The 14,896-nt window shown below is 41.8% G+C and carries 13 protein-coding genes; 6 read left to right on the forward strand and 7 right to left on the reverse strand.

The features are described from left to right. Nucleotides 1-7: 7 nt before the first annotated feature. Nucleotides 8-1,024: an adenylate/guanylate cyclase domain-containing protein gene (locus tag NMG48_RS19265; protein WP_126386809.1), complete on the reverse strand. Its 1,017-nt coding sequence runs from the start codon at nucleotides 1,022-1,024 to the stop codon at nucleotides 8-10. Between the two features lie 440 nt (nucleotides 1,025-1,464). Here NMG48_RS19265 and NMG48_RS19270 point away from each other — a divergent pair, with 440 nt between their 5' ends. Beyond that, entirely contained in the window at nucleotides 1,465-2,814 is a 1,350-nt protein-coding gene (locus NMG48_RS19270; protein ID WP_271253035.1) for an efflux RND transporter periplasmic adaptor subunit, read from the forward strand. Between the two features lie 87 nt (nucleotides 2,815-2,901). Here the strand turns inward: NMG48_RS19270 and NMG48_RS19275 are convergent, their stop codons facing one another. Together NMG48_RS19275 and thiS are read right to left on the reverse strand one after the other, a co-directional pair. Further along, nucleotides 2,902-3,975 carry a CobW family GTP-binding protein gene (locus NMG48_RS19275; protein ID WP_271253036.1) on the reverse strand — a complete coding sequence of 358 codons (1,074 nt, stop codon included), beginning with the start codon at nucleotides 3,973-3,975 and terminating at the stop codon, nucleotides 2,902-2,904. Nucleotides 3,976-4,053: 78 nt separating this feature from the next. After that, a complete protein-coding gene (thiS, locus tag NMG48_RS19280; RefSeq protein ID WP_271253037.1) occupies nucleotides 4,054-4,257 on the reverse strand; it encodes a sulfur carrier protein ThiS in 204 nt (67 codons plus the stop codon). 406 nt (nucleotides 4,258-4,663) lie between these two features. Here thiS and NMG48_RS19285 point away from each other — a divergent pair, with 406 nt between their 5' ends. Both NMG48_RS19285 and NMG48_RS19290 read left to right on the forward strand, forming a co-directional pair. Next, entirely contained in the window at nucleotides 4,664-7,156 is a 2,493-nt protein-coding gene (locus tag NMG48_RS19285) for an HAD-IC family P-type ATPase (protein ID WP_271253038.1), read from the forward strand. Between the two features lie 64 nt (nucleotides 7,157-7,220). After that, nucleotides 7,221-7,745: a hypothetical protein gene (locus NMG48_RS19290; protein ID WP_271253039.1), complete on the forward strand. Its 525-nt coding sequence runs from the start codon at nucleotides 7,221-7,223 to the stop codon at nucleotides 7,743-7,745. Between the two features lie 63 nt (nucleotides 7,746-7,808). On the opposite strand, the gene NMG48_RS19295 is transcribed toward NMG48_RS19290, so the two are convergent. The 4 genes from NMG48_RS19295 to NMG48_RS19310 form a co-directional block, all read right to left on the reverse strand. Continuing rightward, nucleotides 7,809-8,840, reverse strand: coding sequence for a GGDEF domain-containing response regulator (locus NMG48_RS19295; protein ID WP_271253040.1), 1,032 nt, complete (start codon nucleotides 8,838-8,840; stop codon nucleotides 7,809-7,811). Nucleotides 8,841-9,045: 205 nt separating this feature from the next. Next, nucleotides 9,046-9,957, reverse strand: a complete 912-nt coding sequence (locus NMG48_RS19300; RefSeq protein WP_271253041.1) for a J domain-containing protein — start codon at nucleotides 9,955-9,957, stop codon at nucleotides 9,046-9,048. Continuing rightward, entirely contained in the window at nucleotides 9,870-10,778 is a 909-nt protein-coding gene (locus NMG48_RS19305) for a substrate-binding periplasmic protein (RefSeq protein ID WP_271253042.1), read from the reverse strand. Before NMG48_RS19305 ends, NMG48_RS19300 begins: the two co-directional genes overlap by 88 nt. A gap of 174 nt (nucleotides 10,779-10,952) precedes the next feature. Continuing rightward, the gene (locus NMG48_RS19310; protein ID WP_271253043.1) at nucleotides 10,953-11,657 is read right to left on the reverse strand and encodes a hypothetical protein; all 705 of its coding nucleotides are present in this window, start codon (nucleotides 11,655-11,657) and stop codon (nucleotides 10,953-10,955) included. Nucleotides 11,658-11,792: 135 nt separating this feature from the next. On the opposite strand from NMG48_RS19310, the gene NMG48_RS19315 reads away from it, so the two are divergent. The 3 genes from NMG48_RS19315 to NMG48_RS19325 all read left to right on the forward strand — a co-directional run bounded on the left by NMG48_RS19315 (nucleotide 11,793) and on the right by NMG48_RS19325 (nucleotide 14,875). Then, the gene (locus NMG48_RS19315; RefSeq protein WP_271253044.1) at nucleotides 11,793-12,812 is read left to right on the forward strand and encodes a DUF928 domain-containing protein; all 1,020 of its coding nucleotides are present in this window, start codon (nucleotides 11,793-11,795) and stop codon (nucleotides 12,810-12,812) included. A 77-nt stretch (nucleotides 12,813-12,889) separates the two neighbouring features. Beyond that, nucleotides 12,890-13,684 (forward strand): hypothetical protein, encoded by a 795-nt coding sequence (locus tag NMG48_RS19320; protein ID WP_271253045.1) that lies wholly within the window; start codon nucleotides 12,890-12,892, stop codon nucleotides 13,682-13,684. Between the two features lie 45 nt (nucleotides 13,685-13,729). Beyond that, on the forward strand, nucleotides 13,730-14,875 hold the full coding sequence (locus NMG48_RS19325; protein WP_271253046.1) for a glycosyltransferase family 4 protein: 1,146 nt from the start codon (nucleotides 13,730-13,732) through the stop codon (nucleotides 14,873-14,875). The last annotated feature ends 21 nt before the right edge of the window (nucleotides 14,876-14,896 follow it).

A 14,896-nucleotide genomic window follows, 5' to 3' on the forward strand; every position in this document is an offset into this window, starting at 1 on the left:
AGGGAAGCTATTCTGCATCTAACTTTTTGATATATTCACCTAGTTCGCTGAAAGTACCAGCATAGGTAACTGTTGGAGCGCTATAGCCTTTTAGTTCTACAGAATATTGCTTGAGGGGCAGTAATACTGCTGCATAGGGTGTATGGCTGTAGGTCGTGGAACCGATCGCAACATCTAATCCTAATTGTTTAGTTGAGGACTCTAAACGAAAGGCAGCATTCACCGTATCACCTAAAGCGGTATAGTCGGGATGTTCGCTCGTTCCCATTTGCCCCACCATTGCATATCCCGTATTTACCCCTGCTCCAACACGTAATTTAAATGGCAAATCAAATTGTTGATTAAGTTCATTACTCATTTCATATAGTTCATGGAGAGCGCGGTAGACCTTGAGCATATCTTGAGTGGCAACTGTGTCTAGGCTTTTCTCGGTATCGTGAATCCAGACGGTCATCACAGCATCGCCAATATATTTATCTACCCAACTACCATAGCGATCAATTATTTCCCCTGCCCGTCGAAACCATGTACCGATCGCTTCTGAAAGAATATGTTCATCCATTTGTTGAGTTAGCTTAGTGAAGTCGCGAATATCAACTACTAAAACGGTGATCAGTTGGCGTTTATGCAGCATGGCTGTTGCCACTGCATCAGTAGTTTCTTCACTTGGAGATGCACCCGCATCAGGTACGGTTATAGTTTCAGGACAATAAAACTCTATATTGGTTTCTCCCAATGTAATGCGATCGCCATTTTTTAGACTGACAGGAATAGTCACCCTGCGCCCATTGACAAAGGAGCCGTTACGACTACCTAGATCGATTAAAAAATAGTTATTCTCTCCAACAATTTGAAACATCGCATGGTTACGTGATGCACATTTATCGGACAGAGGGATATCATTTTCCGATCCTCGTCCTAATGTCCAAGAATACGCATTCACTAGAGGAATCTGCATCGCATCTTGAGATCCGTGAATTACGATGTGTGTTTTCTCTTCCCAAGTTGTGACAGGCTGAATCACAAGGTTATTAACCCTCAAATATGAATTTACAAAATTGATTTGCGTCTCTAGAAGTCCCTACTTTTGCTAATATACCGTTTTTTGATGGCGGCGAATAGTAAGTATCGCTATAGTCATTTGTGCCAAAACAAGTCAAAAGCCTCAAAATAGGGGGTGGTGCTTAAATACTACCGCGATCTTAGTGAGATCTTGGGTAGTGCTAAATGGTTAAGGATGGGCGGCGCGAAGCGCCGCCCATCCTTAACCCAATAAATCCTTTCCTTAGTTATAAAATACCCACTCAAATAGAGAGTTACAGCACAAGCGCCGCAACTCTCTATTTGAGTGGCTACAGATGTATAATGATCCTAGGGGGTGATGCAAATTAAGGGTAATTAACCTAAATTATTTGCTTAGGCTTAAAATTTTATGCTACTAGCTTTATTCAGACTAAAATTTCGATGCAAACTACCGTTTCCAAGAAACAAGAATCAAAAGAAGCCCATAGACTTAAAAATGCTTGGAAAAATCCTTGGATCGTTGTGATCTTAATTGTGGTTTTACTAGGTGGTGGCTTTACTGTTTTTAGAGCTTTGACCATCTCTAATCAAAGTACAACTTCAGCTAATGACAAAACTGAATTAGTAGAATCTAAATCTTTAGCTCTCAAAATTAAAGCTAGTGGTTCGGTTGTCCCAATTGAAACTGTTAACCTCAGTCCTAAGCAAGCAGGAAAGTTAGTTGAGTTACTAGTCGAGCAGGGGGCAAGGGTAGCTAAGGGGCAGGTAATTGCAAGGATGGATAATGCCAACTTAGTTCCCCAACTCTATCAGGCTCAAGCTAATGCTGCGGCGATTGAGGCGAATTTAGCGAAATTACGCAATGGTAATCGTCCTGAAGATGTGGCGGCGGCTCAGGCAAGAGTTGAGTCAGCGCGGGGACGATTGGAAGCTGCCCGATCGCGCTTAGCCTTAAATAGTATGCGTACTTCGCGTTATCGCAATTTACAAGCTGAGGGTGCGATTTCCCGCGATCGCCTTGATGAAGTTTTAACGGATGATCGTAGTACCCAAGCTGATTTGCTCACTGCCGAAGCCAATCTTGCTGAAGCTACCCGTCAGTTTGAGCAGTCTCGTAATGGTAGCCGTGCCGAAGATATTGCCCAAGCCGAAGCGCAACTTGCTCAAGCGATCGCAGGGATCAGAATTATTGAGGTGCAAATTGAGGATACAATCATCCGCGCTCCATTTGCAGGGATTATTACTCAAAAATATGCCAATGCGGGAGCCTTTGTTACTCCAACCACTACTGCTTCTTCTACCAATTCATCGACTTCTACTTCGATTGTGGCGATCGCTAATGGTTTAGAGATTATCGCCAAGGTTCCTGAAGTGGATATTTCGCAAATTAAAATTGGTCAAGAAGTGGAAATAGTTGCCGATGCCTTTCCATCGGAAGTTTTTAAAGGGAAAGTACGGTTGATTGCGCCTGAAGCGATTATTGAACAAAATGTAACTTCTTTCCAAGTGCGTGTCACTTTAGAAACTGGCAAAGATAAATTGCAATCGGGAATGAATACGGATTTACGCTTTATTGGTCAAAGAATCGATAATGCGCTAGTTGTGCCAACAGTAGCGATCGTCACTCAAGAAGGTAAAACGGGCTTACTCATTGCTGATGAAAAAGGGAAACCGAAATTCCAACCTGTGACCGTTGGCACAACCGTAGATAATCAAACTCAAATTTTAAGTGGTGCGAAAGCAGGCGATCGCGTATTTGTGAAATCACCAGAAACAAAGGCTAAGCCTTAGTCAAATATAGGTATTTCCAGTTTGCCGCGAGCAAACTGGAAATACAAATTGCACCTTGCTTTGCAAGGTGCAATTTGCTATATCGAACTACACTAAGCACAAACGGAAACCATCGCGGAGTTTTTCATCATCGAGATGTCTGCCGATGAATACTAATTGATTCTTGCGGAGTTCATTGTCTTTCCAAGGGCGATCGCGAGTTGCGTCAAACTGCATATGCACCCCTTGAAATACCAGACGCTCTTCAGAACCAGCAAGATTAATAATTCCCTTAGAACGAAAAATATCTTGACCTTGGGTTCTCAATAGTTCACTAATCCATGCTTGGAATTTGTACGGATTTACTTCACCTGCTTCTAAAATGCTTACCGAGCCAACCTCTTCATCATGGATATGGTGATGATGCTCGTGGTGATCATGTTCATGCTCATGTTTGTGGTCATGTTCGTGTTCATGATTATGATCGTGGTCATGGTCATCTGCTAATTGAGCAGCAAGAAATTCGGGATTTTTTTCGAGAATTCGCTCAAGGTCAAAACCACCAACATTGAGAACTTTATTGATACTGCTCTCAATATCTTCAGTATTAGTTTGATTTAACTGAACGCGATCGACTCTAGCTAGAACGTTTAGATGTTTGATTTTTGCTTCTAGTTCCTCTAGCTCCTCAGGAGTGACAAGATCAGTCTTATTGAGCAAAATCACATCCGCAAAGCCAATTTGTTCGAGAACTTCGCGATCGCCCCAATGTTGTTGGACATGCTTAGCATCAACTACTGTGACAACCGCATCTAATGCCACTTGCCGATGAATATCCTCATCCATAAAAAAGGTCTGCACAACAGGGCCGGGATCGGCTAAACCTGTGGTCTCAATTAAAAGATGATCGAATTTGTTGCGGCGGCGCATCAGGTTGCCAATAATCCGAATCAGATCGCCGCGCACGGTGCAGCAAATACAACCATTGTTCATCTCAAAGATTTCTTCGTCAGCACCGATGACCAATTGTTGATCGATGCCTACCTCACCAAATTCATTAACGATGACCGCGACTTTTTTACCATGCTCAGCCGTCAGAATGTGATTGAGTAAAGTAGTTTTGCCTGCACCAAGAAAGCCAGTCAGGACGGTAGCGGGGACTTGTGCGGATGCGATGCTCATAGACTATGCCAATTGCCTGCAATACTGATAAAAAAATGGACTAAATCAAATTATAGCGTTCTTACTTTGTAGCGATTTTTAACCACCACCAACAATGGTGACGATTTCTAGGCGATCGCGGTTTTGGATAATTGTGTTTTCCCAGAGTTGACGATGTAAGATCTCGCCATTGTACTCCACCGCTACTAAGCGCGGATTTAGCCCTAAATATTTCAGCAATTCGATCATGGTGAGATTTGGCTCACATGTGCGATCATCACCATTTACTTGCAACGTAATCATAGATATAAGTTTAAATTTCAATTTTTCAGAGCGTTTACAGTGTTTTGCACGTTCTTAAGAGTGTGTTTGAGAAGTACCTATTTAGCATAAATTTCTGCTTTTACCCCCCTTAATCCCCCCTTACAAAGGGGGGAAACTCAAATCCTCCCCCTTACAAAGGGGGAGTTAGAGGGGGTAAAAACTTTTCAAACACGCTCTCAAACCTAAGTTAAGTTTTTAAAGTATTGCGTTGCAATACTTTAAAAATTGACTCAAGCCTAAACTGGCAGTAATTAGATTTCATCCTGTATGGTGAAGTTTTTTAGCGCAATGGGTTAAAAAACTTCACACAAGCGACTGGAGATGCTGTAATTACATCATCTTAGAGGTCTTAACACTTCAATACTAAAACGATACCTGTGTGTCTATGTCTCAATCTACATCAGCAAATATGCCAGACTTACCTGCGATCGCCACTAATACAGACATAGGGCTGAGTGAGGCTGAGGTCGCCGATAGAAAACGGCGTGGTGATATTAACGTCGTGGTCATGCGATCGAGCCGTACCTATAAGGACATCTTCCAAGAAAATGTTTTTACATTATTTAATGTTACCTTCGGAGTCGTTTTAGTCCTAATGACCGCGCTAGGACAGTTTACCGATGCGATCTTTTCAGGATTTTCGGTATTTATGAATATTCTGGTGGGGGTTGCCCAAGAAATTCAAGCCAAGCTGACGCTGGATAAACTCGCCTTGTTATCGGTGCAAAAGGTGAAGGTGCGGCGGGATGGCGAAACAAAGGAAGTCCCTGTTGGCGAGTTGGTGCGCGATGATTTGATTGAGTTAAGTCCAGGCGATCGCGCTCCTGTGGATGGGGCGGTACTGATTTCCCAAAATGTGGAAATGGATGAGTCATTACTCACAGGCGAATCTGATCCCGTTGCTAAACAAATTGGTGATATTGTTCTGTCTGGTTCTTTTTGTTTGGCAGGAAGTTGCGTATTTCGGGCGGAGAAGATTGGCAATGAAAGCTATGCAGTGAAGCTATCCCAGTCTTCAAGGGTCTATAAACGAGTATTTACCCCTTTACAGAAAAAGATTGATGTTTTAGTAGAAATCTTTATTCTTGTTCTAATTGTCGCTGCCTTTCTACACCTTGCCTCTAGCCTCAATTCGGGACGTTCGATTGTTGATACAGTTCGCTATTCCTCGGTTATTATTAATAGCTTTGTACCCGCGGGGCTAATTCTTTCGATTAGTGTTGCCTTTGCGATCGGCGCAGTGGAGATTAGTAAGCGACGCACCTTAATTCAAAAAATTAATGCCGTTGACTCGATGAATAGTGTGCGGATTCTCTGTACTGATAAAACGGGTACATTGACCCAAAACAAATTGGTGGTGAAGTCAATTGTGCCTTTAGGTGATACTGATGAAGATTCACTCAGAGAATTAATTGCGCTCTATACAAACTTAATGGGAACACAGAATAGTAGCGCTAAAGCGATGGCAGCATTTACGGATAAACCCCGATCACCATCACAGTTTGTGAGTGAAGTCCCTTTTAGTTCTAGTCGGAAATGGGGGGCGATCACTATTGATATCGGTACAACGATCATGGTTGGTGCGCCTGAAATTTTATTCACCAGTCCTGAGACTCAAGAACAAGCCAAGCAATATGGTAGACAGGGCTTGCGGGCGATCGCAGTAGTCAGCAGTGAAGATAGCATTGATGCGACTGATAAAAATCCTGCATTACCCAATAACAGACGCGATCGCGGTATCGTTCTGCTCGAAGACAGTCTGCGTCCCGATGTGATTGATACAATTGCCGAATTGCAAAACAAAAATATTCGGCTTAAAGTTATTTCAGGGGATAGCGTAGAAACGGTTGCCTCAATTGCGCGTCAAGCAGGAATTGCAGTTCCCGATGATGCTGTGTTTACGCAAAAGACCTTAGAGGAAATGGATGCGTCCACCTTTAGTCGTTCTGCCGCCTATGGCTCCGTATTTGGCAGAATTACCCCTGACATGAAACGTCGGCTCATTTCGGCAATGGTGAAGCGGGGTGGTTATGTGGGCATGGTTGGTGATGGGGTGAATGATGTACCTGCCTTTAAGGAAGCACAACTGGCAATCGCCATGAATGACGGTGCACAGATTAGCAAAGATGTCGCTGATATTGTCTTATTAGATAACAATCTCTCGGCCCTACCGCAAGCTTTCACCGCAGGCGATGAGATCAAACAAAAGATTCTCTCTTCTGCTTTGCTCTACCTCACCAAAAATATTATGGTGATTCTCACAATTTCCTTTGCGGGATTTGTGCAGCTTCCTTTTCCTGTAGAACCTCGCCATATGACAGTTTTGACGATGGCGGTAGTTGGTTTACCGACGATCTGGATTGCCTTTGGTTGGCTCAAACCTAGACGTTTAGAAAACTTCCTGCGGGATGTTCTTGGTTACAGTTCCATTGCAGGGATCTTTGGGGCGATCGCTATGACTACAGGTTATGTCTTTTCCTATTACATCAGTGGTTGGGCTTTACTGAGAACGCCCAATAGTACTACGATGATTGACTCAGATATATTTCAAGATATTGCCAAAGGTCAAGCCCAATGCGTTAGTACGATCATTGGCACAATTTTCTGTCTATTAGTATTTTGGACTTTAACTAATGTTTCGATATGGAAAGTCCAAACCTTTGCGAAAAATTCTACAGCCACAATTCTTGGTATTGTCTCGGTTGGTTTATCTATTCTATTGATGTTGCTATTTCCTACATTCTTTCAAGTGGAAGTTCCCGATCAATTTGGTTGGGCAATGATTATCTTTTTGCCAACTGCAAGTTATTACCTATTGAGAATGTTGCAATCAAGTAAGCTATTTCGTCATTTGCCACGCTATCTCAGCCAACCATAAATTTAGGTTTCACCTATCTGAATTCTCAGAAATCAACAACTTGGAAGAATGAACTAAAGAACCTATGAAACATAAAACCAGCAAACGCCCGATCGCGATTACTATGTTAGCAACTACAATGATTGGCTCTAGTCTCTTGCTAATTTGCGATCGTCTATTTAACTTCTATATTTATCGCTTAATAGAAGCAAGTTCCCCTTTATTAGATAGTAATTCAACCAATTTACAAGTTGTGTCGGGAATTGCCTTCTTAGGTTTTGGATTTGTACCACTATTGTTAGCGATCGGTTTATTTTATTTAAAGTCTTGGGCTAGGTTTCTCAGTATTTTTCTCTTTAGTGCGGTGATGTTTCCCTCGATCGCAGCATCTTTGCACTGGGTATCACCACCCTCAGCAACTAAGCTTTTAGCAATTCCCACAGTTTTTGATGATGCCCTCAGTGTTAATGTTGATGAACCAGTGTCTCGTCTGATGCTATTAAATCCATATATCGCGATTGGTAGTGCGATCGCCCTTGCGATCTTACTCACCCCTTCGATTGGTAAAGCTTTTCGGCATCGCCATATTCCTACCCATGAAGAAGATTAGATGGCGATCGCCATTCTCAATGGTTGGTGAAAGAGAAACCCAAAGAGCTTCTCTTTCACCAATTTATTTAGTGATTTCTTCGATATAGACACGATTACCACCAGATTTTTGGGCTTGCTCAAGCGATTGCTGCGATAGAGATACAAGTTCATTAAAACTCACCTCGTACTCATCACTAGAAGCCGTTGGGATCTTTTGATCTCCTAAATATTGCACTACGCCACCAATGCTGATGGTAAGAGGAAATAGCAATCCTGAAGAAACTGAGATGGGATGACTACGAATACTTGTCAATAAATCATTAGCAAGTTGCAAGCCATTGTTAGCCTCAAGGTGGGGGGTAACACACACAAACACATCCAAGCCATAACGATAAATCAAACTATGCGCCGCACAACTATGGCTTAGTCTCCCCGCGATCGCCTTAATTGTTTCGTCACCAACTTTGTCACCATAGGCTTGAGTAATTTGTTCAAAACCATCAATATCAATAATCAAAATACTCAGAAAGCCATAGCCTTTGTATTTGCCATAGCCTTTGAATTGGCGCATTATTTTAGGAATTATGTCCGCAAAAGTGCGCTCATTGAGAACATTCGTTAAGGGATCGGATAAGGCAAGCGTATCTAGCAAATCATTTTGAGCTAACAGCCTTTGATTAGTCCATGTCAAAGACTTGATCAGTGCATTGACACGCATTCCTGTGCGGATCCTTGCCTTGAACTCAGGATAATCAATCGGATTATCTAGAAATTCATCTACGCCTGTATCTAGACCTATTTGACGCTGTTGAGAGTTTAAGGCTTCAGTAATTAAGATGAAGTAGGTTGTCATGAGTTCAGGATGGGCAATATTTGCCTTGACTCGATGACACAATGCTAATCCTGAAACATCAGGGATATTCCAATCCGCAAGAACGATCGCAGGCTTTTTTTGTAAAATTATGTCCCAAGCTTTTTCACCACTTGTTTCTACAATGTACTGATATTTTTCTGATGTTAAAATTCTGGAGATCTCAGATAGGAGTTTAAGATCTCCACTAGTGACTAGAATTAACGAATTATGACGATAGTATTTTAATTTGCGAAAATCCAAGGTATTTGCCTCGACATATCTAAACTCTCAAAATTCACCTTGTCGGAACCAAATGTAATTTAAGTAGGCTTGTACCTACCTAATTACATTTGGAAATACTCGCAGCTTGTTTCAATAACCTCGCCAATTTCTAGGCTAGACATTGAAACGGGCTTTGCCCGCTTCAATAAACATACGAAACTTTTATGGCGAAAAATACTATGGATTATTTTTTGCCCCATCCAAATAATCCTCCCTTTTTTTCTGGTGGCTTTTCGGGAGTTTTTGCTGATGTAGCAATATTAACTTGATTGATGTACTTCAGTGCAGTTGGTTCTTTGGGATCGAGTTTAAGGGCTTTTTGGAAACTTGCTTTGGCGATCGCTGCTGCATTTTGATTCATCTGGACTAAACCTTTGAGGGCGTAAACCTTGGCATTGTTGGGATCAAGCTTTTCTGCTGCAATTAACTCTTTAAGCGCTTCAGTCCATTGTTTTTTGCTAATGAATAGCTCAGCCATATTGAGATTCCGCAATGCTGGCGATTGAGCAGGTTTAGGCGCAACACCACTTGCCTGTCCATTGCCATTTTGTCCCATGCTCTGATTTGGGCTGGGAGCAGCAGAGGCTGCACTACTACCCGTTGTAAAGCTAAGGCTAGATTGAGTCATCAAATATACGAGGTTTAGCTCACTGAGGGTTGCTGTATATTCCAAGATGGCATCGAGGTTTTCATATTGCTTTGGCGCAATTTGCTCTACAAACTGTGCATAGGTGATTTCGTGGGGTATGCGATACAGCTTTTGAGCAATTTCCGAACTAAGGGTGAGAGCGCTGTCTTTTTGTTTTTGGCTTTGAGCAAATATTCTCAAGGTGGCTAAATATTCACCGCGATCGCGATCGCTATTTAGTACTTGATAGGCAGGGCTAACCATCTTGGAGAAATACTTGGTAGCAGTTTCCTTTTCTTCTTCAGTGCGCCCAAATACATCAGGATGCAGAATTTTAGCAAGTTTGAGAAATTTTTTGCGGATATGTGCCGCATCGGTGGTTAACGGTAGACCGAGTATGGCGTAATGATCGCTAACACCGAAGCTGGCAAGTCCTTTGTCGATTTTAAAGTTTTCTGGCTTTCCCACAGGTTCCACCTCTTAAGTATCTGTTCGAGTTTACCGTCTTGAATCATCTCAGTTAAAGCCTTATCGATCGCTTTTTTTAGTGATACATCATCTTTATTGACGATTGCCACTAAGCGAATCGGGATTAAAGGCTCACCAACAATTATAAAGTTAGGATTGTTTCGTACCTGCCACACCGCGACAGGTTCATCAAGGATCATTGCATCAAGTTGGCGATCGCGTAATTGGATAATCATCCGATCAAGATCCCTTGATGAAAATAGACGAATAGCATTGCCCCTGTTTTTATTATAGGTTTCGGCGATCGCTGCACCACCACTATTTGCTACAACACCAACCCGTTTGCCGATCATGTCACGCAAAGACTTGATTTGTGTGCCATCTGCCCGAATCAGCAATCTCTGGGCGCTACGGTAATAGGGATTGGTTTCGATGAATTTCCCCTTAGTATCACCTGTTTCTAATGCTCCCTCTTCTCTCGCACTGAGCAGGAGATCAACCTGTCTTGATGATAAATTTTCGGGCTGGGTTGTCCAAGGAATATTAATCGGACGTGGCTCAATATTTAATCTTGCGGCAATTTCTTGAATAATCTCCAATTCAAAGCCATCATAAAACTGGGTTTTGGTATTCCAGAACATATAAGGACCGCCAATTGCAGCATCGATCCCGACGCGTAAATGTCCACGACGCATCACAATCCCTAAGCTGCTATCTTCGGCAAATGCGGGAGTGGAGAATGGGGCAATGTTGCTGACAAACCCAAGACTTACGCCTGCGTAGATTGCCAAACAAGTGAATTTTTGGATGTACTTCAACATTTAATATGCTTGCTTTTCTCGGCAATTCTAAGAATACAGTGCTTTGCACTGGCGTTGCACTGTAGGTTTATAGTGCTTTTGAAATGTAGGTATTCCTATTTTAAGTGGTTTACGCTGTGCGTGAGCCACAGTTTTTTAGGTTTTATATTTTATTGTGCCCAGCTACTTAAAGCACTATAAACGTTGCAAAATTCGATAGAAAGTAGTTTTCCCAGGATATTGATCAAATGCTCCTTCAAACGTTGTACCTGTTAACCAAGAAAATTCTGATTGAAAGGGGGAATTGGACAGGATTAAATTACAACCATCATTCATACAAATGCCAATATGCCACTGTCCATTGGTGTAGTCTGTACCATTCGCGATCGCAATATCTCCGCGTACAGTTTGCTTTTGGTCAATGCGTTTACCTTGACCTTTATCTAAGTCTGTAACTATAGAAGGAACATATAGAGTATTCTGCCCAACTTGATAGCCCAAGGCGCGATCAAGCACCATATTTACCATACGCGCACAGGCTAACTTGCCATTACTCGTATTAGGTTCATACAGACTACTTCTACCCAAAAGATCGCGGGATAAAGCCGTTTGAAAAATTTTTTCAGGAGTCTTTAAGTCATTTTTAGTATTGGTATTTCCAGAATTGTATCCAGAATTTGGGCGCTGATTTGCTTGGATTACCTTGCTCAGTTCTTGGTATTTAGGCTCACTAGCTGTTAAGTCAGTAGTACTCGCTTTATAAGCATCGTATTGAACCTTACCCCACTGCATCACTGGTTTGCCTACTACCGCTAAAATTGCGAGAATGCCCACAGTGATCAAAAATCCTCTGCTTACTTTGGGGCGAGTTCCCGATTTTGGTAGCTCATTCTCACTCATATTTCTAGCCTCTGTGACGATTTAAGACTGACTCAGTATGATTTCTAGAATTAGCTATGGGGAATTTTGTTGCCTAAACGTTTAATCTAAAGCCATAATCTCGTGCATGGATCAACCTTCACGGCTGCAAAAATCATGAAAATCAAAGCCACCATCCCTTCAATTAGGCTGTTTACTATAGCGAATAAGCGGCGATCGCGGACTTATTTGGGCAGAGCATCACTCATCTTGCTCTGCTCTTTGGTAAGCATAGGTACAGGTGAGTTGATACCCTTAGCCGCGATCGCGAAACCTTTATTGTTAGCCCAATCTAACAACAAAGGTTATGGCTTGGGTTTACCCAAAAGCGCAAGTACAGGAGGGGGGACAAGGCTTGTGAATCGAGATAGCCTAGAAATAGATGAAAACGCTTCTACTACGCAACCTCGCCGTGGGGTTATACCTTCGGTACGGAGCAGAGATAGATCCCCTGCATTACTAATGCGACAGCTACAGCCACAACCTCTCCTAACATTGATTACGCCTGAGGATGGGGGGCGGACAGCCAATGCTCAACCTACTTTGTATTGGTATTTGTATGATCAACCCAAACAAAGGTCTTCATCTACTAATGATCTTGAGCATCATGTCAACGAAACGGATGAGACGACTCACACAACAGAGTCTCAGGATTGTTTTGTCGGACAACTTCGCGTCATCTTGACGAAGGATCAAAAAGACACAACGATAATATTTCAAACCAAGTTAACAATGAAAAGTGGCTTGTCCAGCTTCAAATTGCCGATCGCAGCTTCTTTGCAACCATCTAAAAGCTACCGTTGGGAAATCACATTACCAGATCAACAAAATGAACTGGAAGAGGACGTAATTGTAAGTGGCTGGATTGTGTATTCCCCTCCTGAAAGTAGTCTGCAAAAGTCTTTGATGCGTGCTTTGACAACTCGCGATCGCGCCAAGATTTATGCTGAAGCGGGATATTGGTTTGAAGCGATCGATGACTATACTCGTTGGTTGAAGCTGAATCCTAACGATCTCAAAACCAGAAGTGCCAGAAATGAAATCTTGAAATCAGGATTTGCTACCAATAAAAACTTAGATATTGATGCTTTTATTGGGTTACTAAATACCGACGCACCAAAATCATCAGTTAAGTAATGTTTGTCTCTCTTTGCTCATCCATATTTTTACTCTGACTAATTTACTGTAAATATCAGCAAATAACAGAAAACAAGATGAAATTAAGCGATGGAACCCAAAATTTTTGGTCACAAATTAGAGGATATTCTCTTTCTTCTGCCTTGACTATTGCAGTTGCTTTTCACTTTTATGGATGGAGAATAGCTAGTATAATTGCCTTTTTTCTATTTGTTTGTTTCATTTGGTTACTATCAGATATTAAGGAAAAACTAATCAGATCACAATCGGATACATTTAATTATGAAACTGCTAGTATTGAAGAGTATCCGCTCTTAAATTTTAATTGGTTCCAAGATCAAACTAATCAATTAGAGCTTCTTGGCTTTGTACAGATTATGGATTATAAAATTCCACAAACATCAGGTTTTGCGAGGTGCTTTGCTCATCCATACAATTATTGTTATGCAGAAGTAAATGAAGTTTTTAAAGCGACAGGAGAATCATTTGCTAGAAACGTCTCAATTATGAGTAGCCTAGAGCAAGACTGGACATTAAGCAGTATTAATCAAGAGGTAAGTATTACAGCTAGTATTGCTTACGGTTTCTGGCGTAATCCTAGAAGTGTGCGTATTTATTATCCTACTCTTAGCCTAGAGGAGCTATTTCATAAGCATTTACAAATGAGGCAGCAAATGATTACTAATATCGGTGTATCTCTATTAACAGATGTTTCTTGGGATAATTATGTTGAGAAACAGCAGCAAGGAGCTATTTATCGTAAAAATGCTATGAAACAAAAATCATTACTGTTAGCAATGATAGATGTGACGAAATTCGAGTTAAATCCTAAATCAGAATGGTTGGAAGATTACACTAAATTTATCAAATAAAACGAGAAATAACGTGTAATTAAGTTACACATTAAGCATAAAAATATGGATAATAAAAAAATTTTATTTGTGAGCTATACCGCAGTTTTAGGTGGGGGAGAGCTTTGTTTAATCGATTTTGCTAATGCTTATCGTGAAACTAGTCAAGTAGTGCTGCTCACTGATGGAATTTTAAAGACACGATTGGAAGATTTAGGAGTAAAGGTTGAAGTTTTGCAAGCATCGCGATCTCTTGCTGATGTCAAGCTATCAAGTGGGCTAGGCTCATCTCTAAAATCCATAGGTGATCTTTGGAGATTAGGTAAACAAATTGCGGACAAAAGTAAAGACTTCGATTTAATCCATGCCAATAATCAAAAGGGATTTGTGGTGGCAGCGATCTCCAGATTATTGGGTGGTGCACCTGTAGTTTGGCACTTACATGATATTTTGACCGCCGATATTTTTAGTGCGACCAATCGTAGGATCGCAGTTACCTTAGCGAATTGGTTTGCTACGAGAGTAATTGTCAATTCTCAAGCGACAGCAGACGCATTTATCGCCGCAGGGGGCAATCGCCGACTATTACGCACTGTATATAACGGATTTGATAGCGAAAAGTTTGATCAAGTTAATGATAATCAAGCAACTTTGCGAGAGGAATTAGGCATTCCCCGCGATCGCCCTTTAGTGGGAATGTTCAGTCGGCTGTCTTACTGGAAAGGGCAACATATTTTATTAGAAGCTGCTAGTCAACTCCCTGATGTCCATGTGTTGCTAGTCGGTGATGCACTCTTTGGGGAGGCGGAGTATACGGAAAAGCTGAAAAATATTGCGTCACAGGAAAGTCTCCAAGGTCGTGTGCATTGGCTCGGCTTTCGGCAAGATATTCCCGCCTTAATGAAAGCTTGTGATGCGATCGCCCATTGTTCAACTGCTCCTGAACCCTTTGGGCGCGTAATTGTTGAGGCGCAATTATCGAAAAGACCTGCGATCGCAACTCTTGGCGGCGGTACTAGCGAAATTATTACCAATGGGGTGACAGGTTTATTAATTCCTCCTAACGATCCGCAATTACTGGCGGCTGCCATGCAACAAATTTTTAGCGATCGCGAAGCAACCCAAAAGATGGTCGAAGCTGCCTATAACCAAGCAAAACTGAAGTTCTCAATTCCCTCTGTCTGTGCCGAATTTGAAATGGCGATCGCCTAATTCTTGTGGATTGTTCATTAA

The organism is Pseudanabaena sp. Chao 1811, assembly GCF_027942295.1.
GTDB lineage: Bacteria > Cyanobacteriota > Cyanobacteriia > Pseudanabaenales > Pseudanabaenaceae > Pseudanabaena.

What these genes read in the sequence shown, in the direction of transcription:
- NMG48_RS19290 (WP_271253039.1), top strand. Translation starts at nt 7,221, where the DNA reads ATGAAACATAAAACCAGCAAACGCCCGATCGCGATTACTATGTTAGCA.
- NMG48_RS19275 (WP_271253036.1), bottom strand. Translation starts at nt 3,975, where the DNA reads ATGAGCATCGCATCCGCACAAGTCCCCGCTACCGTCCTGACTGGCTTT.
- NMG48_RS19320 (WP_271253045.1), top strand. Translation starts at nt 12,890, where the DNA reads ATGAAATTAAGCGATGGAACCCAAAATTTTTGGTCACAAATTAGAGGA.
- NMG48_RS19270 (WP_271253035.1), top strand. Translation starts at nt 1,465, where the DNA reads ATGCAAACTACCGTTTCCAAGAAACAAGAATCAAAAGAAGCCCATAGA.
- NMG48_RS19285 (WP_271253038.1), top strand. Translation starts at nt 4,664, where the DNA reads ATGTCTCAATCTACATCAGCAAATATGCCAGACTTACCTGCGATCGCC.
- NMG48_RS19305 (WP_271253042.1), bottom strand. Translation starts at nt 10,778, where the DNA reads ATGTTGAAGTACATCCAAAAATTCACTTGTTTGGCAATCTACGCAGGC.
- NMG48_RS19315 (WP_271253044.1), top strand. Translation starts at nt 11,793, where the DNA reads ATGAAAATCAAAGCCACCATCCCTTCAATTAGGCTGTTTACTATAGCG.
- thiS (WP_271253037.1), bottom strand. Translation starts at nt 4,257, where the DNA reads ATGATTACGTTGCAAGTAAATGGTGATGATCGCACATGTGAGCCAAAT.
- NMG48_RS19310 (WP_271253043.1), bottom strand. Translation starts at nt 11,657, where the DNA reads ATGAGTGAGAATGAGCTACCAAAATCGGGAACTCGCCCCAAAGTAAGC.
- NMG48_RS19325 (WP_271253046.1), top strand. Translation starts at nt 13,730, where the DNA reads ATGGATAATAAAAAAATTTTATTTGTGAGCTATACCGCAGTTTTAGGT.